The sequence below is a fragment of the Paraburkholderia dioscoreae genome, assembly GCF_902459535.1.
In the GTDB taxonomy this organism is placed as follows: Bacteria; Pseudomonadota; Gammaproteobacteria; order Burkholderiales; family Burkholderiaceae; genus Paraburkholderia; species Paraburkholderia dioscoreae.
This window is the reverse complement of record NZ_LR699554.1, coordinates 2776463-2802710: the sequence shown is the minus strand read 5'-3', so window position 1 is coordinate 2802710 and position 26248 is coordinate 2776463. Positions and strand designations below refer to the sequence as shown.

The 26248-nt window shown below is 64.5% G+C and carries 21 protein-coding genes; 9 read left to right on the top strand and 12 right to left on the bottom strand.

The features are described 5' to 3' along the window. Positions 1 to 19 precede the first annotated feature (19 nt). Positions 20 to 1675: a bifunctional protein tyrosine phosphatase family protein/NAD(P)/FAD-dependent oxidoreductase gene (locus PDMSB3_RS32695; protein ID WP_165189105.1), complete on the bottom strand. Its 1656-nt coding sequence runs from the start codon at positions 1673 to 1675 to the stop codon at positions 20 to 22. Between the two features lie 39 nt (positions 1676 to 1714). Continuing rightward, positions 1715 to 2596 (bottom strand): MBL fold metallo-hydrolase, encoded by an 882-nt coding sequence (locus tag PDMSB3_RS32690; RefSeq protein ID WP_007178039.1) that lies wholly within the window; start codon positions 2594 to 2596, stop codon positions 1715 to 1717. Positions 2597 to 2868: 272 nt separating this feature from the next. On the opposite strand from PDMSB3_RS32690, the gene PDMSB3_RS32685 reads away from it, so the two are divergent. From PDMSB3_RS32685 to PDMSB3_RS32675, 3 genes are all read left to right on the top strand, one after another. After that, positions 2869 to 4275: a sigma-54 interaction domain-containing protein gene (locus PDMSB3_RS32685; protein WP_007178038.1), complete on the top strand. Its 1407-nt coding sequence runs from the start codon at positions 2869 to 2871 to the stop codon at positions 4273 to 4275. 222 nt (positions 4276 to 4497) lie between these two features. Continuing rightward, positions 4498 to 5442, top strand: coding sequence for a cupin domain-containing protein (locus PDMSB3_RS32680; RefSeq protein ID WP_007178037.1), 945 nt, complete (start codon positions 4498 to 4500; stop codon positions 5440 to 5442). Positions 5443 to 5740: 298 nt separating this feature from the next. Next, complete coding sequence (locus PDMSB3_RS32675) at positions 5741 to 6655, top strand: LysR family transcriptional regulator (RefSeq protein ID WP_035517353.1); 915 nt, start codon at positions 5741 to 5743, stop codon at positions 6653 to 6655. 62 nt (positions 6656 to 6717) lie between these two features. Here the strand turns inward: PDMSB3_RS32675 and PDMSB3_RS32670 are convergent, their stop codons facing one another. The 8 genes from PDMSB3_RS32670 to PDMSB3_RS32635 all read right to left on the bottom strand — a co-directional run bounded on the left by PDMSB3_RS32670 (position 6718) and on the right by PDMSB3_RS32635 (position 15191). Then, positions 6718 to 7122: a hypothetical protein gene (locus tag PDMSB3_RS32670; RefSeq protein ID WP_007178035.1), complete on the bottom strand. Its 405-nt coding sequence runs from the start codon at positions 7120 to 7122 to the stop codon at positions 6718 to 6720. A gap of 83 nt (positions 7123 to 7205) precedes the next feature. Next, positions 7206 to 8849, bottom strand: coding sequence for an FGGY-family carbohydrate kinase (locus tag PDMSB3_RS32665; protein WP_007178034.1), 1644 nt, complete (start codon positions 8847 to 8849; stop codon positions 7206 to 7208). 84 nt (positions 8850 to 8933) lie between these two features. Continuing rightward, positions 8934 to 9662 (bottom strand): SDR family oxidoreductase, encoded by a 729-nt coding sequence (locus PDMSB3_RS32660; protein WP_007178033.1) that lies wholly within the window; start codon positions 9660 to 9662, stop codon positions 8934 to 8936. Between the two features lie 25 nt (positions 9663 to 9687). After that, on the bottom strand, positions 9688 to 10971 hold the full coding sequence (locus tag PDMSB3_RS32655) for a sugar ABC transporter permease (protein WP_007178032.1): 1284 nt from the start codon (positions 10969 to 10971) through the stop codon (positions 9688 to 9690). 2 nt (positions 10972 to 10973) lie between these two features. Then, the gene (locus PDMSB3_RS32650) at positions 10974 to 11789 is read right to left on the bottom strand and encodes an ATP-binding cassette domain-containing protein (RefSeq protein WP_007178031.1); all 816 of its coding nucleotides are present in this window, start codon (positions 11787 to 11789) and stop codon (positions 10974 to 10976) included. 102 nt (positions 11790 to 11891) lie between these two features. Next, entirely contained in the window at positions 11892 to 12950 is a 1059-nt protein-coding gene (locus PDMSB3_RS32645; protein WP_007178030.1) for an ABC transporter substrate-binding protein, read from the bottom strand. Between the two features lie 174 nt (positions 12951 to 13124). After that, entirely contained in the window at positions 13125 to 14096 is a 972-nt protein-coding gene (locus PDMSB3_RS32640; RefSeq protein ID WP_007178029.1) for an AraC family transcriptional regulator, read from the bottom strand. Between the two features lie 243 nt (positions 14097 to 14339). Next, entirely contained in the window at positions 14340 to 15191 is an 852-nt protein-coding gene (locus PDMSB3_RS32635) for an alpha/beta fold hydrolase (RefSeq protein ID WP_007178028.1), read from the bottom strand. Between the two features lie 127 nt (positions 15192 to 15318). On the opposite strand from PDMSB3_RS32635, the gene PDMSB3_RS32630 reads away from it, so the two are divergent. Further along, positions 15319 to 16140: a LysR substrate-binding domain-containing protein gene (locus PDMSB3_RS32630; protein ID WP_007178027.1), complete on the top strand. Its 822-nt coding sequence runs from the start codon at positions 15319 to 15321 to the stop codon at positions 16138 to 16140. A gap of 84 nt (positions 16141 to 16224) precedes the next feature. On the opposite strand, the gene PDMSB3_RS32625 is transcribed toward PDMSB3_RS32630, so the two are convergent. Further along, a complete protein-coding gene (locus PDMSB3_RS32625; RefSeq protein WP_007178026.1) occupies positions 16225 to 17142 on the bottom strand; it encodes an NAD(P)-dependent oxidoreductase in 918 nt (305 codons plus the stop codon). 159 nt (positions 17143 to 17301) lie between these two features. Between PDMSB3_RS32625 and PDMSB3_RS32620 the strand changes: the two genes are divergently transcribed. From PDMSB3_RS32620 to PDMSB3_RS32600, 5 genes are all read left to right on the top strand, one after another. Then, positions 17302 to 18618, top strand: coding sequence for a TolC family protein (locus PDMSB3_RS32620; RefSeq protein ID WP_007178025.1), 1317 nt, complete (start codon positions 17302 to 17304; stop codon positions 18616 to 18618). Between the two features lie 11 nt (positions 18619 to 18629). Further along, positions 18630 to 20105, top strand: a complete 1476-nt coding sequence (locus PDMSB3_RS32615; RefSeq protein ID WP_007178024.1) for an efflux RND transporter periplasmic adaptor subunit — start codon at positions 18630 to 18632, stop codon at positions 20103 to 20105. A 96-nt stretch (positions 20106 to 20201) separates the two neighbouring features. Continuing rightward, positions 20202 to 23429 (top strand): efflux RND transporter permease subunit, encoded by a 3228-nt coding sequence (locus PDMSB3_RS32610; protein WP_165189103.1) that lies wholly within the window; start codon positions 20202 to 20204, stop codon positions 23427 to 23429. A 12-nt stretch (positions 23430 to 23441) separates the two neighbouring features. Then, positions 23442 to 24122, top strand: coding sequence for a heavy metal response regulator transcription factor IrlR (gene irlR, locus PDMSB3_RS32605; RefSeq protein ID WP_007178022.1), 681 nt, complete (start codon positions 23442 to 23444; stop codon positions 24120 to 24122). Next, positions 24119 to 25564: a heavy metal sensor histidine kinase gene (locus PDMSB3_RS32600; RefSeq protein WP_035516763.1), complete on the top strand. Its 1446-nt coding sequence runs from the start codon at positions 24119 to 24121 to the stop codon at positions 25562 to 25564. The genes irlR and PDMSB3_RS32600 overlap by 4 nt, the downstream gene beginning before the upstream one ends. Before the next feature lie 72 nt (positions 25565 to 25636). On the opposite strand, the gene PDMSB3_RS32595 is transcribed toward PDMSB3_RS32600, so the two are convergent. Further along, complete coding sequence (locus tag PDMSB3_RS32595; protein ID WP_007178020.1) at positions 25637 to 25909, bottom strand: DUF4148 domain-containing protein; 273 nt, start codon at positions 25907 to 25909, stop codon at positions 25637 to 25639. Positions 25910 to 26248: the final 339 nt, after the last annotated feature.

Sequence of the window (26248 nt, the reverse complement as noted above, 5' to 3'; positions counted from 1 at the left end):
GTTGACGACAATCCGCCGTTCATTCGGCAAGCCGGGGATGTGCCAGCCATTCCTTGCCTTTGAGCATGCCGCGCCAATAGAGCGGGGGCAGGATGCGCTCCTTCAGCAGCCAGGCGAGCCTCGACGGACGCTTGCCGTCGATCAGCCAGGCGGGGAACGTCGGTGCGACCTTGCCGCCGTAGAGAAACTCGGCGAGCACGATCTTGCCGCGCTCGACCGTGAGCGGGCACGAACCGTATCCGTCGTACGTTGCAGCGCCCGACATGCCGCCGAGCGCCACGAGCACGTTGTGCGCGACGACGGGCGCCTGCTTGCGGGCGGCGGCGGCTGTTTTGGCGTTCGGAGTGTTCGTCACGTCGCCGAGCCCGTAGACGTTGTCAAAGCGCTTGTGCCGCAGGGTCATCTGGTCCACGTCGACCCAGCCCGCCGCGTCGGCAAGCGGACTGGCGCTGATAAAGTCCGGCGCCGTCTGAGGCGGCACGACGTGAATCATGTCGAATTCGGTCTCGAAGCTTTCGGCAGGGCCGCCCGCAACCGTGCGCGTGAAGGTCGCGCGCTTCGCGCGGCCGTCGATCGCGCTCAGGTTGAATCCGAAATTCAGCTTGATGCCGTAGCTCTCCACGTACTTCATCAGTGCCGGCACGTAGTCGGCCACGCCGAACAGCACCGCGCCCGCGTTGTAGAACTCGACGTCGATGCCGTCGAGCCGCCCGCTGCGCTGCCAGTGATCGGAGGACAGGTACATTGCCTTTTGCGGCGCCCCGGCGCATTTGATCGGCATCGGCGGCTGCGTGAAGAGCGCGCGGCCGCCCTTCAGCTCCTGCACCAGACGCCACGTGTACGGGGCGAGGTCGTAGCGGTAGTTCGAGGTCACGCCATTGCGGCCGAGTGTCTGCGGCAATCCTTCGATCGCGTTCCAGTTGAGCTTGAGTCCCGCGCAGACGATCAGCTGGCTATACCTGACGACGCGGCAGCCCTCAAGCACCACCGCGTTGTTTTCCGGCTCGAACGCCGCCACGGCGGCCTTGATCCAGTGGACCTTGCCCGGCAGCACATCGTGCATGGAGCGCGCCGTCGTCTCGGGCCGGAACACGCCCGCGCCGACCATCGTCCAGCCCGGCTGGTAGTAGTGCGTCTCGGCGGGGTCGATCACGGCGATATCCAGACCGGGCGCGCGGGCGAGCAGGCTCGACGCCGTCGCGATACCCGCGGCGCCGGCTCCCACGATCACGATATCGTGCCGCTCCTGTGAGACCACGAGGGGCGACGCGATCCGTCCGGCGAGTCCGGTCAGATCGTAGCCGGCCGCTTTGCCGGCGCCGACGATCTCGGTGAACGCCTTGCCGGAGGAGCAGGAGAGTGCCCACAGCGTCGCCGAGCGCATGCCGCTGCGGCAATACGCGAGCACCGGTCCCGGCAGACTTCGCAGATGTTCGCCGAACAGCGCTGCGTCGCTGTCGCTCACCATCCCCGACTTGACCGGCAGATAGCGTGCCTCGATACCTTCGTCGCGCGCGGCCTCGGCGATTTCGGCGAAGGTCGGCTGATCCGGGCCTTCGCCGTCCGGACGGTTGCATATCACGGTGCGAAAGCCCGCCGCGCGCAACGCGGGCAGGTCGGCGACCCGAATCTGCGGGGATACGCTCAGCGCGTCCGTCAGCTTGTTGATTTCCATTGCCTCTCCTAACTGGTCTGCCGATGGTCAACGCTTGCGTTAAAGCGCATTCACCGGAATCTTGATGTACGAAACGCCGTTGCTTTCGGGCTCGGGCAGATGGCCGGCGCGCATGTTCACCTGCACGGAGGGCAGGATCAGGACCGGCATGTCGAGCGTCGCATCGCGGGCCTTGCGCATTTCCACAAAGGCCTGCTCGGGCGTCCCTGCGCGTACGTGAATGTTGTGCTCGCGTTCGTCCGCCACGGAGCTCTCGTATTGCACCGGACGGCCGCCCGGCTGATAGTCGTGGCACATGTAAAGGCGGGTCTGGGGGGGCAGACTGAGAACGCGGTTGATCGAGCGGTACAGCGTGGCTGCGTCGCCACCCGGAAAATCGCAGCGGGCCGTACCGTAGTCGGGCATGAAGAGCGTGTCGCCGACGAACGCCGCGTGATCGTCGCCGTCGCTCACGACGTAGGTCACGCACGCGGGCGTGTGGCCGGGCGTGTGCATCACACGCACTTGCAGTTGGCCCAGGCTGAAGGTTTCGCCGTCGGCGAACAGATGATCGAACTGCGAGCCGTCGGTGGCGAATCCACAACCGGCGTTGAAGAGCGTGCCGAACACCTGCTGGACGCGTGTCACCTGCTCGCCGATTGCGATTCGCCCGCCTAGCCGCTCCTTGAGATACGGCGCGGCGGACAGATGGTCCGCGTGCACGTGCGTCTCCAGCAACCATTGCACGCTCGCGCCCAGCGCTTCGACGCGTGCGGCGAGCCGGTCGGCCGACGCGGTTCGCGTCCGCCCTGATTTCGGGTCGTAATCGAGCACGCTGTCGATCAGCGCGCATTGCCGTGTGTGCGGATCCAGCAGCAGATAGCTGATGGTCCACGTGGCCGGATCGAAGAACCCTTCGACGATAAATGTGCTGGCGGTCATTGCAGTCGTTCCTCTTTGCCGGACGGACGTCCAGCAGCGTTCGGGAGCGACATGAGTCAAGTTCCGTGCCAGTCGGGTCATCGCGTCGCGCCGCGATTGTAGATCCATGATCTACATCGATTTTTATGCTTTGCACGCGGGCTATGAAACGGCTTGGGCATATAAGGACGTGCGACGTGCGACTGCCACGAACTGTCATATGGCAGTCGTGGCAGAAATGGCAGTCGGCGCGTATAGTGCCTGTTCTCCGACACATATGACCGGTCCGCGACATGACCCTGCCCGAGTCCGCATCCCCTCCAACCGCCGCGCCTGATTCGACGCCTGCGCTGCCCGGCGCGCCCGAGATTGCCGCGCTCGTGTCCTATCTGGAATACGACCCGCAGCCATCGATCGTGCTTGATCCGCACTACCGCATTCTTGCGGCCAACACCGCATACCAGCGGCAGTTCGGCGTGGCGGGGCAGCCGCACGTGGGGCGCCGCTGCTATCAGGTATCGCACCACTACGAGGTTCCGTGCGATCAGGCCGGCGAGCATTGTCCGATGAAGCGCGCGTCCGATACCCGCAGCGCGGATCGCGTGCTGCACATCCATCACACGCCGCGCGGCCCCGAACACGTGGACGTGGAATTGCGGCCGATCTTCGACACCCGGTTCGAGATCGTCGCGTATGTCGAGCGGCTCTCCACCGTGCGAGGCGCCTCCGCGCGGCCAAGCGTGGACGGGCTGGTCGGACGCGCACCCGCATTCAACGAGGCGATCTCGGCATTGCAGCGCGTCGCGCCGTCGATGTTGCCCGTGCTGCTGCTCGGCGAGTCCGGCACCGGCAAGGAACTGTTCGCCCATGCGCTGCACGAGGCAAGCGATCGGGCACAACGGCCGTTCGTCGTGGTCGATTGCTCCGGCATCACGGAGACGCTGTTCGAGAGCGAACTGTTCGGCTACGAGAAAGGCTCGTTCACGGGCGCCTCGACCCGCAAGCCCGGACTCGTCGAAACGGCGCAGGGCGGGACGCTGTTTCTCGACGAAATAGGCGACGTGCCGTTGTCGATGCAGGTCAAGCTGCTGCGTCTCATCGAGACGGGCGCGTTCCGCCGCGTCGGCAGCGTCGAGACGCAGCGCGCGGACTTCCGGCTCGTCGCCGCGACTCACAAGCCACTCGAGCAGATGCTGGCGACCGGACAGTTCCGCTCGGACCTGTATTTCCGGATCAGCGCGTTCCCGATCCGCCTGCCGGCGCTGCGCGACCGTGCCGACGACATTCCGCTACTGGTGGACTCGACCCTGCAGCGCATCGCCTCCGGGCGCAGCGCGGCGTTGCGCAAGACCTCGGTCGCGCCGGATGCGCTCGCCCGGCTGTGCGCCTATAGCTGGCCGGGCAACATCCGCGAGCTACGCAACGTGCTCGAACGCGCGAGCCTGCTGGCGGACGACGGTGTGATCCGCCCGGAACATCTGCCGGATATGGTCAGGGGCGGGGCGTCGTCGGCGAGTCCAGCGGCTGCGCCGCTGCACCATTTCGGTCGCATGAAACTCACGGACGCCGAACTGGCTCATGTGGCCGCGGATTTTGCGGGGCGGCGCAAGGAGCTCGCCGCACAACTCGGCATGAGCGAGCGCACGCTGTACCGGCGGCTAAAGGCTCTTGGCGAAGATGGTTCGCACGGCGAGCGCTAAAAAAGCATGGTCATTGAGCCCGCAGTGACTTGCGCGCATCCCTGCAAGCGAATCTCGCCTCGTCACGGAACCACAACTGCGGCCGGTTGCCTTGCCCCCAAACCTGAAAACTCATTTGCGCCGACGGTACTACCGGCGCGTTTTGCCAGAACGTAAATTCACTTCACGACTTCGCTGCAAACACAGCGGAGCTGGCAAACCTTTGATTTCAGGAGAAACAACATGCTTGATCGCACTGACGCAGCACTTCTGGCAGATGACACGGATGTCACCGAAAGCGCGCAATACTTCGAATACACCAAGGCCGCCAACCCGATTGGCGCGAAGCTGATTCCACGCGTTCCTTTCAAGACGTTCCCCGCCGAGTTGTACGCCGACGGTCCGACTCGCGTGGTCGCGCTGGATCTTTCAGCGGAGCTGGGCTGCGACACGCCGGCAACCGGACCGGGATTGATCGCGAACTTCGTGCGGGTTCTGAAGGGAGAGCGGATCGAACTGGACCCGCTGGCCACCTCGCAGATTTTCTATGTGATTCGCGGGACGGGATCGGCGGTGCAGGGCGGCCACACTATTCCATTTACGCAAGGCGCGTTCTTCTCGTTGCCCGGCGGTATCGAGTCCACGATCTCGGCGCTCGAAGACGTCGCGTTGTACTACGTCAACGATGCGCCATTGTTGACTTACCTTGGCGTCGATTCGGTTTCTCCGCGCTTTGACCCGACCTTGTACCCCGCGGAACGTGCAGAGGCCGAACTGCAAAAAGTCGCGAGAGATACCCATGCCGCTCTTCGCAGCCGCATTTCCGTTCTGCTGGGCAACGCCAATTTTCCGCAGACCCGCACGGTGACGCATGTGCTGTGGGCCATGTTCGGTTTGCTTCCCGGTAAATCGGTTCAGAAGCCGCACCGTCATCAATCGATTGCGCTGGACTTCATTGTCGACTGTCCGCAGGGATGCTATAGCCTCGTCGGCACGGAGCTGGACGAGCAAGGCAATATTGCGGACGCAACGCGGGTTGATTGGGCGCCGGGCCTTGCGTTCGTGACGCCGCCGGGATACTGGCACGCCCACTTCAATGAATCGGACAAAGACGCCCGCCTGATTCCGATTCAGGACGCAGGTTTGCAAACCTATCTGCGGGCGCTGGACATTCGCTTTGCCAAATAGGCAAGTTGTCGTCTAGCAATAGAGAAGTCTCTCCCTGCTGTTGTTCAGCGAGCCCGTTCCGCACTTTCAATGCGTGACGGGCTCATCGTTTGAGTGAATCGAATGCAAAGGACACGGCACGTTGTGCATGCTGTCCGATCAGACGGGATTGGCTAGGCGCTGCTTGTCGGCCATCTTCTCCGGCATGCGCATTCGAATCACGCACGCTGCCGGTATTGCAACTGATATCGTAAGCTACCCGGCATTGACAGCGAGCGCCGGCCGACGCGCCCAGGCGCAGCCCACCTTGGATTCCGACATGGATTACTTCGCAGCAGTCCGGACGTTCGTGCGTGCAGCCGAACTGGGTAGTCTCACTCGTGCAGCCCAGGAGCTGTCCATCAAGACGTCGACCGCGTCGCGACACTTGAATGAACTCGAGGCCGATCTGCGCATCGCGCTTTTTAACCGGTCGACGCGCGGCCTCTCGCTCACGGAAGGCGGCAAGGTTTTCTACGCCCGCGTTTCGGAAGTGCTGACTCAGTTGAAGGATGCGAGAGATGCGACGTCGTCGCTCAATCAGAGCCCTTCGGGCGTCTTGCGTGTCACGCTGCCTGTCTCGTTCGGCCGGAAACACGTTGTACCGCACATCGGCGAATTCATGGACCGGTATCGCGATATCGACGTGGAGGCCATCTTCACCGACGACATTCTCAATCTCATCGAGTCACAGATCGATCTCGGCATTCGCATAGGCGCGTTGCAGGATTCTTCGCTGATGGCCCGGCGACTTGCGCCGCACCGCGAGGTGGCGTGCGCGGCGCCTGCGTATGCCAAGGCATGCGGCGTACCGGTCACGCCCGGCGCGCTGAAGGATCACGCCTGCCTGATGTTCTCGCGAACAGTGGGAAATGTCTGGTACGTCAGGCCCCGCAACGATACGGCGGCGGAGTGGCAGAAGGCGACGGTGAATGGCCGCCTCACCCTCGACGATACCGACGCGCTGCTTGCAGTCGCGCTGGCCGGAAGAGGGATCGCGTTGCTGCCCAACTGGCTGGCGTACGAGCCGCTCGGCGACGGCCGTCTCACGAACATCCTGCCGGACTGGGAGATCCGTTCGTCGCGCGAAGAGGCATCGATCTGGGCGGTTTATCCGCGGAAGAAAACGGTATCGTCCAAGGTCCGGTCGTTCATCGACTTTCTCGCCGACAAATTCGAGGGGGCGCCTTACTGACACTGACAGGCCGAACGGCCCGGCAAAAAGAATCGCTACCGGTCAGCGCGGCGAGCGCGTGACTACTGCTCCTTGCACTGCACGTCGCGCTTTTGCACGACGATAATCACGGGGTATGTTCCCCGGTCGAGTTCGACACGCGCGACCACGGCCATCGTCGTGCTGTCGATGTCGTCGTACACGCTGACCTCTTCATGCCGAAGGCTCGTGATGCCGGTACAGCCCGACGCGCGGCCCTCGTCGGAGACCTTGCACTGGATCGGGTTGTCCGCGAGGTAGCGAAATTTGTCTCTGTCCGGCGTGGCAAGGTACTCGCGAAAACTCTGTGCCGCACCACCAATACCGGTGACATACCCAATGGCGCATTCCTGTTTGGGCGTATCGCCGCCCACGGATGTGTCGGCGTTCGCCGTTACGCTCGCGGCTGCGATGACTACCGCGAGTGTCGATGCAAGAAGGTATTTCATGGCGCGTATCACGGTTGTCGGATCGAAGTGCGGATTGTAAAGGCATCTCGCCCAACGCGCCGCCGTCCTCGCCGTGGGTAGGACTAGCGGATTTCTCTGGCCACGCTTTGCAACTTCAGGAAGGCGCGATACCGTGCCTCGTGTAGTCCCGCGATCTCGCCGGAGCCCGGCTTATAGGTCTTGCTGATCTGCGACATTCTGGCCATTGCCGAGCGCACGTCGCCGAACTGGCCGCCCGCTACGCCTCCCAGCATCGCGGCACCCAGCAGCACGGGCTCTTCCGCCTGGGTGGCGAGCACGGGCTTGCCCGTCGCATCCGCGAGCAGTTGCCGAACGAGATCGAGCCGTCCCGCGCCGCCGCTGATCACCACCCGCGCGATCGGCGCACCGGCGTTCGCCTGCGCCTCGATGATCTGGCGAAGCCCGTAGCCGATGCTGCAAATGCCGGCAATGTAGAGCGCGACCAGACTGTCCAGGTCGTCTTCCATGCCGAGACCCGCAATCACGGCTCGGGCGTGCGGGTCGGCCAGCGGAGCACGGTTGCCCAGAAACTCCGGGACCACATGCAGACCGTCGGCGAGCACTGCCGCTTGCGACAGACTGTCTGCCGCCTGCACGGCGAGGGCGGCGAGCATTGCCGGCAACGACTGGCCTTCGTGTTCCGCGCGGCGCCTTGCCTCGGCGGCCGCGGGATGCATCGCGAGCAGCCGTTCGATCGCCGCGCCCGCTACCGATTGACCACCCTCGTTGAGCCATGCATCCGGCACCATCGCCGAAAAGTACGGTCCCCACACCCCGGGCACGAAGACCGGACTGCGCGTCGTGGTCATCGTGCACGACGAGGTGCCGAACACGTAGGCGAGGCAGGCCTCGGGATCGCCATCCGCGCCGACCGTGCCGATGCCGCCGGCATGGGCGTCGATCACGCCGGTGGCGACCGGCGTGCCGGTGCGCAGGCCGAGCTGCGCGGCGGCGTCCGCGGTCAGCCCACTTCCGAGCGGCGTACCCGGATCGACGACCGTTTGGCCTATGCGCGCGAAGGCTTCGTCGGCCAGCACGCCAAGGCCGACGCTGCGAAAGTAGCTCTCGTCCCAGCGCCGCTCGTGCGCGAGATAGGTCCACTTGCAGGTGACCGTGCAGGTCGATCGGGACAGGTCGCCGGTTGCGCGCCAGGTCAGGAAGTCGGGCAGATCGAAGAACTGCCATGCCGCCGCGAAGACGGCCGGCCTGTTCTCGAGAAGCCATAGCAGCTTCGGCGTCTCCATTTCCGGCGAGATCCTGCCGCCGACATAGTTCAGCACCTCGTGACCCGTCGCGTTGATGCGCTCCGCCTGCGCCACGGCGCGGTGATCCATCCAGACGATAATGTCGCGCTCCGCCTGCTCCGACGGACCCACCGGCAACGGCTGGCCGCCCGCGCCCAGCACGACGAGCGAACAGGTGGCGTCGAAGCCGATGCCGGCGACCTGATCGGGCGAGACCGCGGCCTGCGACAGGGCGTCTTTCACGGAATCGCAGACAGCCTTCCAGATTTCGCCGCTCGACTGCTCGACGATGGAACCGCTCGCATGGAACAGCGTGATGTCGCGCTTTGCCGACGCCACCATGCGGCCGGCAAGATCGAATAGGCCGGCCCGGGCGCTGCCGGTGCCAACGTCCACGCCGATCACATAGCGCTCGTCGCGCGCGCTGTCTGCCGCGCCGGAGGTCGGGTGTTCTGAAGTCATAGCTTGCTGCCTGTTCGCTGTCTGGTTAGGGATGGTGCTGCGCATCGACTGCGGGCCGCACCGGACCCGCGCACGTCGAGCGTTTCACAGATCGACGTTGTTGGGAAGGATAACGAGATCGCGAATAGTCACGTTGCGCGGCCGCGTCAGCATGAAGAGCACTGCATCGGCGACCTCGCTGGGCTGCATCAGGCTGCCCGACGCGAGTGCTTCATCCATCTTCGCTTTCGGCCAGTCGTCGAGCAGGGCCGTCACCACGGGACCGGGAGCGACCGCGCCGACTCGCACGCCGTGTTTGGCGAGTTGGCGCCGCGTCGTGTGGACGAAGGCCTGCACCGCGAACTTGGACGCCGTATAGATCGGCTCCCACACCACCGGCACGATTCCGGCGATGGAGCTGGTAAAGATAATGTCGCCCGATTTCTGCGCGACCATGTGCGGCAGCACGGCGTGGACCGATCGGAACGCGGCATTCACGTTCAGGTTCAGCACGCGATCCCACTCGTCCGGATTGCCGTCCAGCACGTCGCCGCCGACGTACGCGCCGGCATTCGCATGGAAGATGTCGAGGCCGCCGGCGAGTGCGAGGATTGGCGGCAGCAGCGCGGCAACCTCCTGCGGCTGCAGCAGATCCACCACCAGCGGCAGCGCGTTCGGTCCCAGTTCCGCGCAGAGTTGCTCGAGCTTGTCCTTTGCACGGTCGATCAGCACGACCTTCGCGCCTTCCGCGATCAGTGTGCGCGCGCATTCGAGGCCGATGCCCGATGCCGCGCCCGTGATGGCGGCAACCTTTCCCTTGATGGATTCAGTCATTCACTGTTCTCCTGGAGTGCTGTAATTACGCGCGGCCGTGCGAGACGCGCGACTGCCGGGCGAGCGAGTCGACGATCACCGCGATCGCCAGCACCGCGCCGGTGATCATGAAGCGCAGGGACGACGACAGGTTCAGTAGCGTCAGCCCGCTGGCGATCGACTGGATCACGATGATGCCCAGCACCGCCGAATACGCGCTGCCGCGTCCGCCGAACAGGCTCGTGCCGCCGATCACCGCCGCCGCGATGGCGTTCAGGTTCACGTCGCCACTGCCGGCCTGCTGGCTGGCCGAGGCGAGCCGCGCCGCGGTCAGCACGCCGCCGAGCGCGGCCAGACTGGCGCACAGCACGAACGCACTGGTATAGATCGCGCCGACCTTGATGCCCGCCCGCCGCGCGGCCTCGTGATTGCCGCCGACCGCGTGCATCGAGCGGCCCCAACGGGTTCTCTTGAGCGCATAGTCCATTGCGACCGAGAGTCCGAGGAAGACGCCGAACATCAGCGGGACGCCTCGTCCCTGGTTGAGGTAGGCCACCACGGCTTCCAGAAGGACCGTGATGGCGAGGGCGCGTGCGAGCAGGCTGCCTACCGAGGGCGCGGAGAGATGGAACGCGCGGCGCCGCTCGCGCGTGCGCAGCCCGAGCGCCAGCATGACCGCGCCTGGCGCCAGCGCAAGGAGATACGAAACCACGGGGGGGATGATGATGAGTTGCCCGAGGTTCACGATCGCCGAGCCGTAGGGCAGATTGATCGATCCGGTGGCGCCGAGCACATACAGTTGCATGCCGAGGATCGCGAGCAGCCCGGCCAGTGTCGCGACGAAGCTCGGCATGCCGAGCCGGTTGAGCAGCAGCGCATACACCGCGCCGACCAGCGCGCCGACGGCAATCGCCGCGACGATGGCCAGCAGCACAGGCCAGCCGTGATTGACCCACAGCATGCCGACGAGCGCCGAAGCGAAGCCGCTCATCGAACCCACCGAGAGATCGATCTGTCCCACCATCAGCACACAGACGATGCCGAGCGAGATCACGCCGACCGTCGAGCAGTCGAACAGCAGATTCACCAGGTTGTCGGCCGAGAGGAACACCGGGTTCAGGCTGGTGAACACGGTCCAGATGATGATCAGGCCCGCCACGACCGGCAACGATCCCAGATCGCCCGAACGCACCCGTTCGACGAATTCGGCAATGGTGCCGCCGATCCCGGTGGCGTGCTTCACGCGGATATCGCTGCGATCGAGCAGCGCGGACGGCTGGGGCTCGCGTTGCGGTTCAGGCTGCGCAGCGCCTTGCATTTCCTTGCTCATGATCATTCCTTTGTCCACGCGCCCTGTTCGGCCTGGCGCCGGCCGGCGCGGCGCGACACGGCGTTTTCGGTCGCGCCGGTGATCGCGGCCACCAGTTCTTCATTCGACGAGTCGGGATAGAACACGCCGTTGTTGCGGCCAAGCCGCAGCACCACGATCCGGTCCGCCACGGCGCGCACGTCCTCCATGTTGTGGCTGATCATGATGACGGCGTGACCACGGTCGCGCACACGCTCGATCAGGTTCAGCACCTCGGCGGTCTGGGCCACGCCCAGCGCCGCCGTCGGTTCGTCGAGCATGATCAGCTTCGGATCCAGCAGCAGCGAGCGCGCGATCGCCACGGTCTGGCGCTGCCCGCCCGACAGCGAGGCGACCACGTCGCGCACGCTGGGAATGCGCGCCGACAGTTCGTTCAGAAGCGTCCAGGCCTTCACCTCCATCGCGACCTCGTCGAGGCGCAGCGGATTCAGTTCGCGGCCGAGATAGATGTTGGCGACGACGTCCAGGTTTTCGCATAGGGCGAGATCCTGGAACACCGTGGCGATGCCCAGATCGAGCGCCGCGCCCGGATCGGGCAGCGTGACCTCCTTGCCGCCGAAGGTGATGGTGCCGGCGCTGGGCTGGTGGACTCCGGCGAGCACCTTCACCAGTGTCGATTTTCCGGCGCCGTTGTCGCCCACCAGGGCGACCACTTCGCCGGCATGTACGTCGAGCTCGATGTCCGTCAGGGCCGAGACCGCTCCGAAGTGCTTCGAGACGCCGCGCAGGCTCAGCACCAGTTCGCCGCGCGTGGACCGGGTTGTGGCGTTGTCAGTCATGGGACGGATACCTAGTCAGGAGTTGAGCGACCCGGCTCGCGCCGGGTCCGTCCGGGGAATGCCTCGCGTTTCTTTCGCGAGCTGGCGTTGGATGCGTGCGGATCAGTACGCGATGCCCAGCTTCTTGCATCCTTCGGCATAGCGGTCGGTGCACAGATCCTTGCCGCTCGCGAAGCCCTTGTCCACGACCTCGGCCTTGAGGTTCTTCGCCGTGATGACCGCGGGCTTGAAGAGCTGCGACGGCGTATTGAAGAGCGTCGTTTCGCCCTTCGGCGTCTGGCCGGACAGGAAGCCGACCGCCACCTTCGCCGCCGCCGCCGCGACGATCTCGCTCGGCTTCAGGATAGTGTTGTATTCGTCGCCCGCGATGATCAGCTGCAGTCCCGCGAGCGTCGCATCGTTGCCGGTCACGGGCGGCACCGGATTGACGCCGGCTGCCTTGAACGCCGCGACGGCGCCGCCGCCCGTGCCGTCGTTGGCGGCCACCACGCCGACGATCTGCGAGCCGAAGCGGGTGATCTGTCCGCTCACCCACTGCTGGGCCTTCGGCGGCGCCCACTCGGGCGTGTCGTACTCGGCCAGCGTTTTGTAGCCGCTGCCCTGCAAGCCGGCGTGGATGCCCTTTTTGATCAGGCCGGCGGCCGCGTCGGTCGGCGAACCGTTGACTTCGAGCACGCCGCCTTTGGTGGTCGGCACGCCTGTCTCCTTCAGATGCTGGACGAGCGACTGCGCGATAGCCTTGCCGATGCCTTCGTTGTCGAACGACACGTAGTAGTTGGCGGGCGTCGAAGGCACCGGCCGGTCGTAGGCGATGACCTTGATCCCCTGGCTTTGCGCCATATGGACCAGCGAGGCCGCGGCCGTCGAGTCGACCGGGTCGAGGACGATCACCTTGGCGCCCTGCGCGATCACCGAGTTGAACTGCTGCTGTTGTGTCGCGACGTCGGCATTGGCGTTCTGGTAGAGCACCTTGCAGTCGGGGCAGAGTTTGCCCATCTCGGTCTTGAAGCCGGGGAAGTCATGCTGTTCGTAGCGCGTCGAGGCCTGGTCGGGCATCAGGAAAGCGACCGTGCCGCTGGGCGCGGCCAACGCGGCCGTGCCGCCCAGCAAGCTCAGGCTCAGGGCGCTGGCGCCGATGAGTTGGTTCGAAAGTCTGGTCATCGCATGTCTCCATTTTTTAGAAAAATTCCGGCGTAGCTGCTGCCGTGTTTGGGCTTCGGGTGAGCCTTCTCGTGAAGTGGATTGTTTCGCCGGTGGTGTCCGGATAAGTGCCGGTCATGCGCCTGCGTTGCATGAGCGCGGCTATGAATCACTCGATGCCGGCCGAGCCGAGTGCTAGCCGAACGCCCGCGAGGCGGGCGCGGCGGCGTCCGGGGATTCAGTTGCGCTCGCCGCATTGAGCTGCTGGAAGGCACGCCATCGCGAGGGCGGCATGTTCTTCAGCAACAGGAACTGGCGGTTGAAATTGGACAGGTTATTGAATCCGACCTGGTAGCAGATATCGGTGATAGTCAGCTCGTCCGACATCAGCAACTGGCACGCGAGATTGATGCGCAGCCGGTTCACGTACTGTACGAACGGCACGCCGGTATGGCGGCGGAAGAATCGCGAGAAGGCGCTGACGCTCTGTCCCGCGAGTTCGGCCAATTCCGTTTCGCGCAGCTCTTGCGACAGATTTTTGCCAATGTACGAAAGCACGTGATTGATGCGCGTCTCGGCATAGCGCGCGGGATCGGCACGGTAAGCGGCGCTCGCCAGCTTGACGGGCGCTGAGCTTTGCACGAGCAGATCGAATAACGCGAGAAACAGCGTGATGCGCCGCATGCCTTGCGCACCCAGCATCTCGCGCATGATCGGCTCGGCGGCGGCGCCCGTTTCGGGCGAGAACAGCAAACCCCAGCGGGAAGCGTCGAGCAAGGGCTCCACGCGCTTGAGTTCAGGCAGCGCCTGGATGGCGCGCGCGATGAACTCGACATCGAACTGCAGGATCAGACAGCGTTCGTCCACCCGATCGCCGCGCGGTACATTGCTGACCCAATTGTGCGGCAGGTTCGATCCCACCATCACGAGATTGCCCGGCGCGAAGTTGCCGATGTAATCGCCGACGAAGTATTTGCCCGTGGTCGATGTAATCAGCTGGATTTCGTATTCGGGATGGAAGTGCCAGCGCACCGTGCGATAGGGATAACCGTGCGACCAGACCTTGAACGACTCGTCGCGCGGCACGGCGACCAGTTCCAGATCCGGCGGGACGATTTTGGCGCAGCGGGCATCCGCATGCGCGGCGGTACCCAGAGTGGTGTGCATCTGTCTTCCTCCTGAGCCGGTCTATTTTTTGGGGCGCGGTTCGCGCACAACGCATTGCACCTGGCTATGGGAGAAAGTTAGCCTTGCTGGGAAGATGTCGCCACTGAAAATCGAGCCGCAAACTGATACTTAATTGCATTCGGGTAAGTCCGTACGGCGACGCTTCCAGCAGGAATGGCAGGAGGCGCGCGGCGAGCCGCTGCCCGACGCGCGGGTGGCGTCGGCAAACATACGGAAAGGGAATCAGAAGCTGACGAACGCGTGCACGAGCCGGTTGAAAGCGCCGGCATTCGAGACGTTCATTCCATGCGACGCGCCGGCGATGGTTTGCCTTTCCGCATAGCCGATCCATTCGGCGAGCTTGTCGACGTTGTTGCGGAACATGCGGGGACTGCGCTGCCCGTCGATCAGCAAGGTCCGGCATTTCACGCCGCGTGCCACCTCGTGGGAATAGGCGGGCAGGGGATCGCGGAACTGCTTGGGCAGCGTGTCCGCGTTGTCGATTGCCATCGTGCGGAAGGCCGCCGGACTTTTGCGCCACGATCCGGGTGCGCTCACCGAGTCGACGAACAGCTCCAGTCCCGCGTCGATTTCCCGGCTCTCGATAAGGTCGGCGACGCGTGCGCGCAGCACATTGGTCGCGCCCGGCAGCGACGCGTCCGGCATGCCTTCGAGCTGCAGCGGCCCGCCCGGGTCCGCGAGCGTCAGCGATTTCACGAGCCGCGGATATTCGCGCGCGACATGAAACGCCACGCAGCCGCCGCGCGAATGACCGATCAGATGCACGGGCCCGAGGTCGATCGCCTCGATGAATTCGGCGAGTTCGGCGACATGCGTCTGCCAGCCGAACTCGCCCTGGATGCAAGCCTCGTTGGCCGGCCAGTAGTGGCTCAAGCTCACCGAGATGCAGCGGAAATGCTGCGACAGCGCCGCGGTCTGCGCGCTCCAGTAGCGATAGTCGCAAAGCGAGCCGTGCACGAACACCAGCGGTTCGCCTTCTCCGCACTCGACATACGGCACGCAGATGCCCGATGCGATGGTCGCAAACGACAGTTCCGCTACGGCAAGCACTGAGAAATCGGTACGGGCATTCATTGACTGGCTCCTTGGCGGCCACTATGCCCGATGTCGCTGCCTTAGAAAATCGCGTAATATTGATTGAATCTATCTACTTTTCTGATACCAGACCCCATTGAAAGCGCTCGACCTGGACGTCATGACCATGATTGTCGCCGTTGCCGACACTGGCAACATCAGCCGGGCGGCGGAAGTCGTGCATCGCTCGCAATCGGCGGTGAGCATGCAGATCAAGACGCTCGAAACCGCGCTCGGCAAGCCGCTGTTCGTGCGCAAGCCGAGAAGCGTGATCCCGACGCAGGACGGCGAAGTGCTGCTGACTTACGCTCGCCGCATGCTCGCATTGCGCGACGAGGCGTGGGCGGCGGTGGTTCGGCCGGACGTGACCGGGCGCGTGAGTATCGGCGTGCCGGACGACTACGCTTCGTCGCTATTGCCGCCCATTCTGAAGAAGTTTTCCGCCAGCTATCCGAAGGTGGAGATTCAGGTCGTCGGTTTGCCGAGCGTTGCATTGGCGCCGATGGTGAAAGACGGTTCGGTCGATCTGGTGTGCGCGACGCGAGTCAAGGGTTTGTCGGGCGAGTTCATCCGGCTCGAGCCGATGGAATGGGCGGCGGCGCCGAGCGCCGATGAAATCTGGCGCGAGCGGCCGCTGCCGATCGCCGTGTTTCTGCCGGGCAGCGTCGCGCGGGAGAACGCGATCCGCAGTCTCGAACGCGCGAAGATTCCGTATCGGACCTCGTACGAAAGTCCGAGTCTGCTCGGGCTGCTGTCGATGGCCGAAGCCGGGCTTGCCATTGTGCCGCTCGCGCGCTGCGCAGTCCCGGCGCACTTCACGCTGCTTGGGCGTGCGCAGGGATTGCCCGAGATCCCCGCGCTCGAAATGGTGCTGGCGCGCAGCACCGCTTCGAAGCGTCCGCCGTGTGATTTTCTGGCGGAGAAGATCGTCTCCGAATTGCGGCGCTAGCTTTCCCGGCGTTTCACTTCGTCGCGCGGCGTCATGGGCGGATTGCGCGGCTTTGAGCGCTGCTTTCGCATGCGCCCGCCGGACTCATTTTGCCGGCTTGAGCGCGCGCAGGCGCCAGATCAGGCTCGAGGTGTCGAAGCGGTTGCCGCCGAGCGACTGCACGTCCGCATAGAACTGATCGACGAGGGCCGTCATGGGCAGCGACGCGCCATTGCGCTTTGCTTCGTCGAGACAGAAGCCGAGATCCTTGCGCATCCAGTCGACGGCAAAGCCGTAATCGAACTTGCCGTCGATCATGGTCTTGCCGCGATTGTCCATCTGCCAGCTGGCCGCCGCGCCCTTGCCGATCACCTGCAGCACGAGCGGCATGTCGAGGCCCGCGAGCTGGCCGAAGTTGATCGCCTCGGAGAGTCCCTGGACGATGCCGGCGATACAGATCTGGTTGACCATCTTCGCCAGTTGCCCGGCGCCGACGGCACCCACCAGCGTGACGGCCGCCGCGTAGTGCGCGAGCACCGGCGACGCCTGCTCGAAGACGGCCGGCTCGCCGCCGCACATGATCGTCAGCTTGCCGTTCTGCGCGCCGGACTGGCCGCCCGACACGGGCGCGTCGATGAAGTGCAGACCCTTCCGGCTCGCGACTTCGGCCAGTTCGCGCGCCACGTTCGCGGACGCTGTCGTGTGATCGACAAACGCGGTATCCGGCGCCATGCCGGCGAACGCGCCGTTCTCGCCGAGCGTGACGCTGCGCAGATCGTCGTCGTTGCCGACGCAGGCGAGTACCAGATCGGCCCCGTCTGCGGCTTCCCGAGGCGTGCCGGCGGCGCGGCCGCCGTATTCGGACACCCATTGCTGCGCTTTCGACGCGGTCCTGTTGTACACGGTCACGTCGAGGCCCGCTTTCGCGAGATGGCCGGCCATCGGATAACCCATCACGCCGAGACCGAGAAACGCGACACGGCGAACGGTGGACGGGGTGGGCTGTGCTGTCGGATGATTCATTGGGGTTCCATAGACTGGGCGGGGTTTGGGGTGGGGTAATTATCAGGGCGCGGGCGGTCCGGGCGGCACCGAAGATGACAAAAATCTCATATTTCCACCATGTTGGCACTGCGGCAGCGCCGTAGCATCGGTTGCACCTGGTCAACATCTCACACACCCATGCTTACCCGCAACCTTGCTGCCGTTCTTGCGCTTGCTGCGATGAGCACGGCGTACGGACAAACGGCTGCGCGCCTTGCGCAGAGCCCTCCACCTGTGCCGCCGACGGCGCAGGCCTTGCCACAGGAGGGCGCCGCCTTGCCGCTCGACGAGGCGCTGGGCATTGCCGCCGGGAACAACCCTTTGCTGCGCGGCGCGCGTGCCGACGTGGACGCATCGGGCGGGGCGTTCATGCAGGCGGGGGCCCGGCCCAATCCGCAGATATCGCTGCTGCAGGAGGGGTTCGGCGGCGCCGAGCGTACCTCCACGGCGCTGCTCAACCAGACCGTGGAGTTCGGCGGCAAGCGTCAGGCGCGGCTGGACGTCGCTTCCTATGGGCGTGAAGTGGCGCTCGCGTCGCTCGACGCGCGCGGGGCCGCGCTGCGCTCGGACGTCATCGCCGCGTTTTACGGATTGCTTGCGGCGCAACGCCAGTTGCGGGTCGCCCAGGAGTCCGCCGATATCGCGGCGAGGTCGGCGGAACTGGCGGAAAAGCGCGCGCGGGCCGGCAAGGTGTCGCCGGTCGAGGCAACGAAGGCGCGGGTCGCCGCGACCGGCGTTCAGATCGAACAGGCCAACGCCGCCGCGCGGTTGACGATTGCCGCGGAGAAGCTCGCGAACGTGACGGGCAGTCCGCTCGTGCGGGGACGCCCCGTTAGCGGCGACATCGAGAGCGTGCCGGTGGTCGGGCCGCTTGCCCAACTCCTGCCGCAACTGTCCGACGCGCCGCTTGCGCGCGCGGCGAAGGCCGAGACGCTTCGGGCCAACGCCGCCATTTCCGTGGAGCGCGCGAGGCGCATTCCCGATGTCACCTTCAGCGTCGGCATGAAGCGGGTCGTGACGGGCGGGGTTCCCGGCAACCAGGCGGTGGTCGGCGTGTCCATTCCGCTTCCGCTGTTCGATACCAACAAGGGCGCGCTGCTCGAATCGATTCACAAAGCCGGGAAGGCGAGCGCCGAGTTCGACAGCGAAACGGCACGACTGCAGCTGGAATTAACGCAGGCATACGCCAACTACGAGAGATCGAGCCTGGAAGCACGACGCCTGAAAGCCGACGTGTTGCCGGCCGCGCGTGAGGCGCTCGACGCCATGTCGCGCGGCTACGAACTCGGCAAGTTCGGCTTTCTGGATGTGCTGGACGCGCAGCGCACGTTGTTCCAGGGCCAGTCGCAATACGTGCAGGCATTGACGGATGCGCACCTTGCCTACGCCGATATTGGACGGCTTGTCGGCGTTCCCTTGAACGACATTGGTGACTCAACGCCCCGCCTACCTTGAAAGGATTCGTCATGCCGCGCAGAAAACTCATCGTCGCCGCTGTGGCGACCCTTGGCAGCGTGAGCATCGCGCTCGCCGCATTCGCGTTGACGCGCGAGTCGTCGAATGGCGGCGGCGCTGCGGCTGCCGCCGATACCTCGGCGACTGCGCAGGGTTCGCCCGGCCGGTACGGCGGCGCCGTGTTCAGGGAAGGCGCCCTGTCCGTCGAAATCGTCCTGTCCGAGAAGCCGGGGGATGCACGCCTCGTCGTCTATCCTCTTGTCGACGGCAAGCCCGCGGATAAAGACGTGGCCGTTTCAGGTTCCATCACCCGCTACGACGGTTCGAAGCGGCCCCTCCAGTTCGTGCCGACAGGCCAGAAGTGGACGTCCGCCGAACCGATCGGCATGCCTCACGTATTCGATGCAGCCATTCAACTCAAGTGGCGCGCGCAGTCCGCGTCGTTCGTTTTTTCGCGGGCCGATGGAGCGATCGCGCTCAGTGCGGCGCAAATCGAGGCGGCCAGGATTCGCCTCGGCGAGGCCGGTCCTGCCCAGGTTCTCACGACCTTCCAGCTTCCCGGCGAAATCAGGTTCAACGAGGACCGCACGGCCCACGTGGTACCGCGGGTGGCGGGCATCGTGGAGCGGGTCAGCGTTTCGACCGGCGAGAAAGTCGAGCTGGGGCAAGTGCTGGCAGTGATTGCCAGCACCGATCTTGCCGACCGCAGGAGCGAATTGCTGACCGCGGAGCGCCGGCTCGCCGCGGCGAGAACGTCGTACGCGCGCGAGAAGACGTTGTGGCAGGAACGCATCTCGGCCGAGCAGGACTATCTGCAGGCGCAGGTTCAATTGCGCGAAGCCGAAATCGCCGCGCAGAACGCCCGCGCGAAGCTCGCCGCGCTGAATGCACCGGCGGCTGCCGGCGCATTGAACCGCTACGAATTGCGCGCGCCGTTTGCCGGCACGCTGGTCGAGAAGCATGCCACGCCCGGTGAGGCGGTCGCGGCCGATGCCAGACTCTTCGTTCTCTCCGACCTTTCGTCCGTGTGGGCCGAGATGGCGGTGCCGGCGCAGCGCCTGAACGATGTGCGGGTCGGCCGGGACGCCACCGTCAGCGCCACTGCATTCGAATCGAAGTCCAGCGGGCCGATTGCCTATGTCGGCGCGCTGCTCGGCGAGCAGACGCGCACTGCGCCGGCGCGCGTGGTATTGCCCAATCCAGACGGAGCGTGGCGGCCCGGCATGTTCGTCAATGTGTCGGTGGACGCCGGCAGACAAAGCGTGCCGCTCGCCGTGGCGGCCGACGCGCTGCAGGACATCGACGGCTCGCCCGCCGTCTTCGTGCAGTCGCGCGGAGGTTTTGTGGCGCAGGCCGTTCAGACCGGACGCCGTGACGACAAGGTCGTCGAAGTCGTGACAGGACTTCGGCCGGGGCAAAAATATGCCGCCTCGAACAGCTTCGTCCTCAAGGCCGAACTCGGGAAGGGCAGTGTCGAGGAAGACTAGCCGCCCGGCGCCATGAAGCGCGCGGCACCTGCCGCGGGCGGGCCGCGCTCCCGTGCTTCCCTGTTTCCCTTTAGCCGGTTTCCAAGGACCATCTCAATGTTCGAGAGACTGATACGCTTCGCCATCGCGCACCGCTGGCTAGTCATGCTGGCGATTGCCGCGGTTGCGGCCGTGGGCGTGACCAGCTATCTGAAGCTGCCCATCGACGCCGTGCCTGACATCACCAATGTCCAGGTTCAGATCAATACGTCCGCGCCGGGCTATTCGCCGCTCGAAGCCGAGCAGCGCATCACATACCCGGTGGAGACGGCGATGGCCGGTCTTCCCGATCTGGCGCAGACGCGTTCCATCTCCCGCTATGGCCTGTCTCAGGTCACGGTGATCTTCAAGGACGGCACCGACATCTACTTCGCACGCCAGCTCGTCAACGAAAGGATTCAGGAGGCCAAGGACAAGCTGCCGCCCGGCACCACGCCGGCAATGGGCCCGACTTCTACGGGTCTTGGCGAGATTTACCTGTGGACGGTGGAAGCCGACGCGTCGGCCGTCAAGCCGGACGGAACACGTTACACGCCGATGGATCTGCGCGAACTTCAGGACTGGGTCGTCAAGCCCCAGCTTCGCAATGTGCCGGGTGTCACCGAGGTGAATTCCATCGGCGGTTTCGTGAAGGAGTTCCGGGTTGCGCCGAATCCCGCCAAGCTCATGTCTTACGGCTTGACGCTGGCGGACGCAGTGCGCGCGCTCGAGCGCAACAATGACAATGTCGGCGCCGGCTACATCGAAAAACGCGGCGAACAGTATCTCGTGAGGGTGCCCGGCCAGGCTCGCTCGGCCGACGACATTGCCAATGTCGTGCTGACCAACGTGGGCGGCGTGCCGGTTCGCATCAAGGATATCGGGCAGGTGGATATCGGCCGTGAATTGCGTACGGGCGCCGCGACCTCGAACGGCGAAGAGGTCGTGCTCGGCACCGTGTTCATGCTGATGGGTGAAAACAGCCGCACGGTCGCCAAGGCTGTCTCCGTCAGGATGGACGAGGTGAATCGCACACTGCCTCCCGGGGTGCGCGCGATTCCCGTGTACGACCGCACGGTTCTGGTTGAAAAGGCCGTGCAGACGGTGAAGAAGAATCTGCTCGAAGGCGCGGTACTGGTGGTCGTGGTGCTGTTTCTTTTTCTCGGCAACATGCGCGCGGCGCTGATCACGGCGCTCGTGATTCCGCTGTCCATGCTGATGACGTTCACCGGCATGGTCAACGCGAAGGTGAGTGCCAACCTCATGAGTCTGGGCGCGCTTGACTTCGGCATCATCGTCGACGGCGCGGTGGTGATCGTCGAAAATTGCGTCAGGCGGCTCGCTCATGCGCAGGCGCTCGCCGGCCGGCCGCTGCGCCGGGAGGAGCGTTTCGCCGAAGTGTTCGGCGCCTCGCGGGAAGCGAGGCGCGCGCTGATATTCGGTCAACTGATCATCATGGTGGTCTACCTGCCGATCTTCGCCCTCACGGGCGTCGAAGCGAAAATGTTTCACCCGATGGCGATCACCGTCGTGATGGCGCTTGCCGCCGCGATGGTGTTGACAGTCACCTTCATTCCTGCGGCTATTGCGCTGTTTATCGGCAAGCGCGTCGAAGAAAAGGAAAATCGCTTGATGAGCTGGGCAAGACGGCTTTATGAGCCGCTGCTCGCCGCCTTCATGACGCGCCCGAAACGCGTGTTTCTCGGCGCGGCGGTGATTGTCACGTTGACCACGGGACTGGCGGCGCGCCTTGGCAGCGAGTTCGTGCCGAGTCTGAACGAGGGAGATCTGGCCGTCGCCGCGCTGCGCATTCCGGGCACGAGCCTCTCCCAGTCGGTCGACATGCAAAAGTCCATTGAGACAACGTTGAAGCAACGCTTTCCTGAAATCGACCGCGTGTTCGCGCGTACGGGCACGGCGGAAATCGCGGCGGATCCTATGCCGCCCAACCTGTCCGACGGCTACATCATGCTCAAGCCGACGGACCAGTGGCCGGAGCCGAACAAACCGCGCGAGAAACTCGTGGAGGAAATGGAAGCGGTGCTGGCTGAGTTGCCGGGCAATACATACGAATTCTCGCAACCTATTCAACTTCGGTTCAACGAATTGATCTCCGGCGTGCGCAGCGACGTGGCGGTGAAACTCTTTGGCGACGACATGGCCGTGCTCGACGGCACGGGCGAGAAGATCGCAGCGGCATTGCGGAAGGTGCCGGGCGCTGTCGAAGTGAAGATGGAGCAAACCACCGGCTTGCCGGTTCTCACCATCAACGTGGACCGCGACAAACTGGCGCGCTATGGCGTGACGGTGGGCGACATTCAGGACACGGTCGCGGCCGCGGTGGGCGGGCAGAAAGCCGGCACGCTGTTCCAGGGCGACCGGCGCTTCGATATCGTCGTGCGGTTGCCGGATGAACTTCGCTCTGACATCGAAGCGATCAAGCGGCTGCCGATCGCATTGCCGCTTGCTTCGCCGCTGGCTGGGGCGGGCAGCGGCGGCGTGCCCGTCGCTCAGGCGCCGTATGTGCCGCTCGCCGAGCTGGCCACGGTCGAAGTCGCGCCGGGGCCTAACCAGATCAGCCGCGAAGACGGCAAACGGCGCGTCGTCGTGAGCGCGAATGTCCGCGGGCGTGACGTCGGATCGTTCGTGGCGGACGCGCGCGAGCAGTTACGTCAGGACGTGCAGGTGCCGCCGGGTTACTGGCTGTCGTGGGGCGGACAGTTCGAGCAGTTGCAAAGCGCGAGCGAGCGCCTCAAGCTGGTGGTGCCGTTGTCGCTCTTCATGGTGTTTGTCCTGCTCTTCATCATGTTTAATAATGCTAAAGATGGCTTGCTGGTATTCACCGGTATTCCATTCGCATTGAGCGGCGGCGTGCTGTCGCTCTGGTTGAGAGACATTCCGCTTTCCATTACCGCAGCCGTCGGTTTCATTGCACTCTCGGGCGTCGCGGTGCTGAACGGGCTTGTCATGATTTCCTTCATCAGAAATCTGCGGGAAGAGGGCACGGAGCTGGACGCGGCCGTTCGCGAGGGCGCCGTGACGCGGCTGCGGCCGGTGCTCATGACGGCGCTCGTGGCGTCGCTCGGGTTTCTGCCAATGGCATTCGCAACCGGTACCGGTTCGGAGGTGCAGCGCCCGCTGGCAACGGTGGTGATCGGCGGGATCCTGTCGTCCACGGCGCTGACATTGCTGGTTTTACCTGTGCTTTACCGGGCCGCTCACGCGTCGTCGTGGCGCGCGGTTGCCGTGAGCCGGCTGGCGAACGCGTCGCCGGGTCGGATACTGCGCCGGCTTGGCTTTTTTTAGAGGTCGTTTTGCATGCGGATTCTGTTAGTGGAAGACGAGCCGAAGACCGGCGCCTATCTTCGCAAAGGCCTGTCGGAGGCGGGGTACGTCGTCGATTGGGCGGAAGACGGCGTCACGGGTCAGCACCAGGCGGAAACGGAAGACTACGACCTGCTGATCCTCGACGTGATGCTGCCGGGACAGGACGGCTGGACGCTACTGCAAAATCTCCGCCGCACACGCTCCACGCCCGTGCTGTTTCTCACCGCGCGCGACGACGTGGGCGACCGCGTCAGAGGGCTGGAGCTCGGCGCCGACGACTATCTCGCGAAGCCGTTCGACTTTGTCGAACTGGTCGCACGCGTCAGGTCGATCCTCCGGCGCGGCAAGCCACGTGAATCCATGTCGCTGAAGGTCGCCGATCTCGAACTGGATCTGACGCGGCGCAAAGCGACCCGCCAGGGCGATGTGATCCTGCTGACCGCGAAGGAGTTCACGCTACTATGGCTGCTCATGCGCAAGGAAGGGGAAATCCTGCCGCGCGCGACGATCGCCTCGCAGGTGTGGGATATGAACTTCAATAGCGATACGAATGTCGTGGATTCGGCAATCAGAAGACTGCGCTCCAAGGTCGACGACGCCTACGAACCCAAGCTGATTCACACGGTGAGAGGCATGGGATATGTGCTGGAAGTCCGGGGTGGCGGCAATTGATGAAAGGCGCGGTCCCACGAACGCTGCAGGCGAGGCTGACCGTCCTGATCATTCTGTCGACGTCGGCTATCCTCGCGCTGAGCGGCCTCGCGCTGCACGAGGCGCTGCGAAGCCGCCTCGAGTCCACCTCGGCCGATCTCATGTCCGGTACGCTGGCCGCGCTGCAGACGCATCTGGCCGGGAGCCGGAACACCGAAGAGATTGTCCGCGACGTGCAGACGTGGATCGACCTGCTGCATGGACACCAGAATATGGCGCTCGCCGTCTACGATGCGGCGGGTCAACGCCTGTTGAGTACACCCGGGTTCCAGTCCTACGGGCCGATTCTCGCCGGCCGCATGAGCCGGGTGCCGGCGAGTCTCACGCGCGTCGGCTCGAATCTTCGATACCTCGTCGCCCAGGTGCCGCTCGACGAAGCAACCGGGCGCTCGGTGCGGGCCGCCGTTCAATACGATGGAACCAACGACCGGGCTCTGCTGCGGGCGCAAGCCTATACCGCAGTGATCATCGAAGTGTTCGGCGTGCTTCTCGCCGCCGCGTTTGCGTATGGCATCGCCACGCTGGGCTTGCTCCCGCTGCGCCGGCTGGCGGCCCAGGCGGAGGCGATGTCGACCAGCCGCCTTGCGCAGCCGTTGCCCGAACTCGATGCGACAGGTGAACTGAAGGAACTGGAGCATGCCTTTAACGGCATGCTGGCGCGGCTCGATGAATCATTTACCCGGCTGAGCCAGTTCTCCTCCAATCTTGCACACGACATGCGCACGCCGCTGACCAATCTGCTCGCCGCCGCGCAGGTTGCGCTGTCACAGCCGCGAACGGCGGAGGACTACCGCGACGTGATCGAATCGAGCGTGGACGAATATCAACGCCTCTCGCGAATGATCGAGGACATGCTGTTCCTGGCGCGCTCGGAGCAGGCCGACGCGGCCTTGTCCTTGCGTTCGCTCGACGCGGTCGCGGAGGCCGAACGCGTTGCCGGCTATTACGAGCCGATGGCCGAAGACGCGCAGGTCAGGATCGAGGTGACGGGACATGGTACGGTGCAGGCCGATCTGCTTCTCTTTCAGCGCGCGCTGAGCAATCTGCTTTCGAACGCGCTCGTGCAGGCGCCAAAGGGCAGCACCATTACTATCGACTGCAAGGAAGAACCGAATTCAACCACGCTGACCGTATCGGATTCGGGGCCCGGCATCGAGGCTCACCATCTCAAGCGCATATTCGAGCGGTTTTATCGTGTCGATCCCTCGCGGCAGGCCTCGGCGTCGGGTACGGGACTTGGCCTCGCCATCGTGAAGTCGATCATGAACATTCACGCGGGGCATTGCGGATGCGAAAGCAGACCTCATGTCTGCACCCGCTTCTGGCTGCGTTTTCCCCGGCGCGATTGTTCGGCTAACGGCGTAAGCACGCCCATGACTCGCGGCGCCGTACGTAAGGATTGAGGCGCCGCGTTCACCAGCAACAGACGCAAACACATAGGCCGCCGGGGATGTTGCGCCCGGCGGCGTGTGCCGTTATCGGGCCGCGAGGCTGTCATGATGATCCATCGACGGAGCCGTTTCGCCGGCATGCCACGCAATGGCGTGCAACTCCTTGTTGCGGGCGACCCTGTCGGCACTGGGCGGGTATTGCGTCTTGCTGTTTGGAATCACGCCGTCATGCTGGGCCTGAACGAGTTCCTGGTTCACCTGCGCGCGGGACTTTGCTTGTGCCTGGGCAACTTGTGAGGCCGAAGCGACCATCGTCAGCGCGGCGATGGACAGTGTGATGAGTTTGGCAGCATTCATGTTGAGAACTCCTTCGTAATGACCGCCGGTCGGCGATTCATGAGCCCAGTATGGATCGCAGGCGGTGTGCAATCGTGACCGCGAGATGAGAAAAATGTCAGGTTCGGCGGCCTTGGCGAAGCGGCGATCTGCATGAGATTTTTGTCATTTCGGCGTGAGGTTGGCAGCGGCCTGCGTGGAGCAGGATGACATCTCCATCCACGAGTTGCCGGGCGGCGAACATGCGCGCATTCATGCTGAAGTCTTCTCTCGCGGCTGCCATTGTTACGGCTCTCGCCGGATGTGCCGGCGTGAGCGGCAAACCGCCGGCTTCCGCCAATGCGTCGAGCCCGACACGAG

What these genes read in the sequence shown, in the direction of transcription:
- PDMSB3_RS32645 (WP_007178030.1), bottom strand. Translation starts at nt 12,950, where the DNA reads ATGACCAGACTTTCGAACCAACTCATCGGCGCCAGCGCCCTGAGCCTG.
- PDMSB3_RS32665 (WP_007178034.1), bottom strand. Translation starts at nt 8,849, where the DNA reads ATGACTTCAGAACACCCGACCTCCGGCGCGGCAGACAGCGCGCGCGAC.
- PDMSB3_RS32625 (WP_007178026.1), bottom strand. Translation starts at nt 17,142, where the DNA reads ATGAATCATCCGACAGCACAGCCCACCCCGTCCACCGTTCGCCGTGTC.
- PDMSB3_RS32680 (WP_007178037.1), top strand. Translation starts at nt 4,498, where the DNA reads ATGCTTGATCGCACTGACGCAGCACTTCTGGCAGATGACACGGATGTC.
- PDMSB3_RS32650 (WP_007178031.1), bottom strand. Translation starts at nt 11,789, where the DNA reads ATGACTGACAACGCCACAACCCGGTCCACGCGCGGCGAACTGGTGCTG.
- PDMSB3_RS32690 (WP_007178039.1), bottom strand. Translation starts at nt 2,596, where the DNA reads ATGACCGCCAGCACATTTATCGTCGAAGGGTTCTTCGATCCGGCCACG.
- PDMSB3_RS32620 (WP_007178025.1), top strand. Translation starts at nt 17,302, where the DNA reads ATGCTTACCCGCAACCTTGCTGCCGTTCTTGCGCTTGCTGCGATGAGC.
- PDMSB3_RS32695 (WP_165189105.1), bottom strand. Translation starts at nt 1,675, where the DNA reads ATGGAAATCAACAAGCTGACGGACGCGCTGAGCGTATCCCCGCAGATT.
- PDMSB3_RS32610 (WP_165189103.1), top strand. Translation starts at nt 20,202, where the DNA reads ATGTTCGAGAGACTGATACGCTTCGCCATCGCGCACCGCTGGCTAGTC.
- PDMSB3_RS32630 (WP_007178027.1), top strand. Translation starts at nt 15,319, where the DNA reads ATGATTGTCGCCGTTGCCGACACTGGCAACATCAGCCGGGCGGCGGAA.
- PDMSB3_RS32660 (WP_007178033.1), bottom strand. Translation starts at nt 9,662, where the DNA reads ATGACTGAATCCATCAAGGGAAAGGTTGCCGCCATCACGGGCGCGGCA.
- PDMSB3_RS32640 (WP_007178029.1), bottom strand. Translation starts at nt 14,096, where the DNA reads ATGCACACCACTCTGGGTACCGCCGCGCATGCGGATGCCCGCTGCGCC.
- PDMSB3_RS32635 (WP_007178028.1), bottom strand. Translation starts at nt 15,191, where the DNA reads ATGAATGCCCGTACCGATTTCTCAGTGCTTGCCGTAGCGGAACTGTCG.
- PDMSB3_RS32655 (WP_007178032.1), bottom strand. Translation starts at nt 10,971, where the DNA reads ATGAGCAAGGAAATGCAAGGCGCTGCGCAGCCTGAACCGCAACGCGAG.
- PDMSB3_RS32595 (WP_007178020.1), bottom strand. Translation starts at nt 25,909, where the DNA reads ATGAATGCTGCCAAACTCATCACACTGTCCATCGCCGCGCTGACGATG.
- PDMSB3_RS32675 (WP_035517353.1), top strand. Translation starts at nt 5,741, where the DNA reads ATGGATTACTTCGCAGCAGTCCGGACGTTCGTGCGTGCAGCCGAACTG.
- PDMSB3_RS32685 (WP_007178038.1), top strand. Translation starts at nt 2,869, where the DNA reads ATGACCCTGCCCGAGTCCGCATCCCCTCCAACCGCCGCGCCTGATTCG.
- PDMSB3_RS32670 (WP_007178035.1), bottom strand. Translation starts at nt 7,122, where the DNA reads ATGAAATACCTTCTTGCATCGACACTCGCGGTAGTCATCGCAGCCGCG.
- PDMSB3_RS32615 (WP_007178024.1), top strand. Translation starts at nt 18,630, where the DNA reads ATGCCGCGCAGAAAACTCATCGTCGCCGCTGTGGCGACCCTTGGCAGC.
- irlR (WP_007178022.1), top strand. Translation starts at nt 23,442, where the DNA reads ATGCGGATTCTGTTAGTGGAAGACGAGCCGAAGACCGGCGCCTATCTT.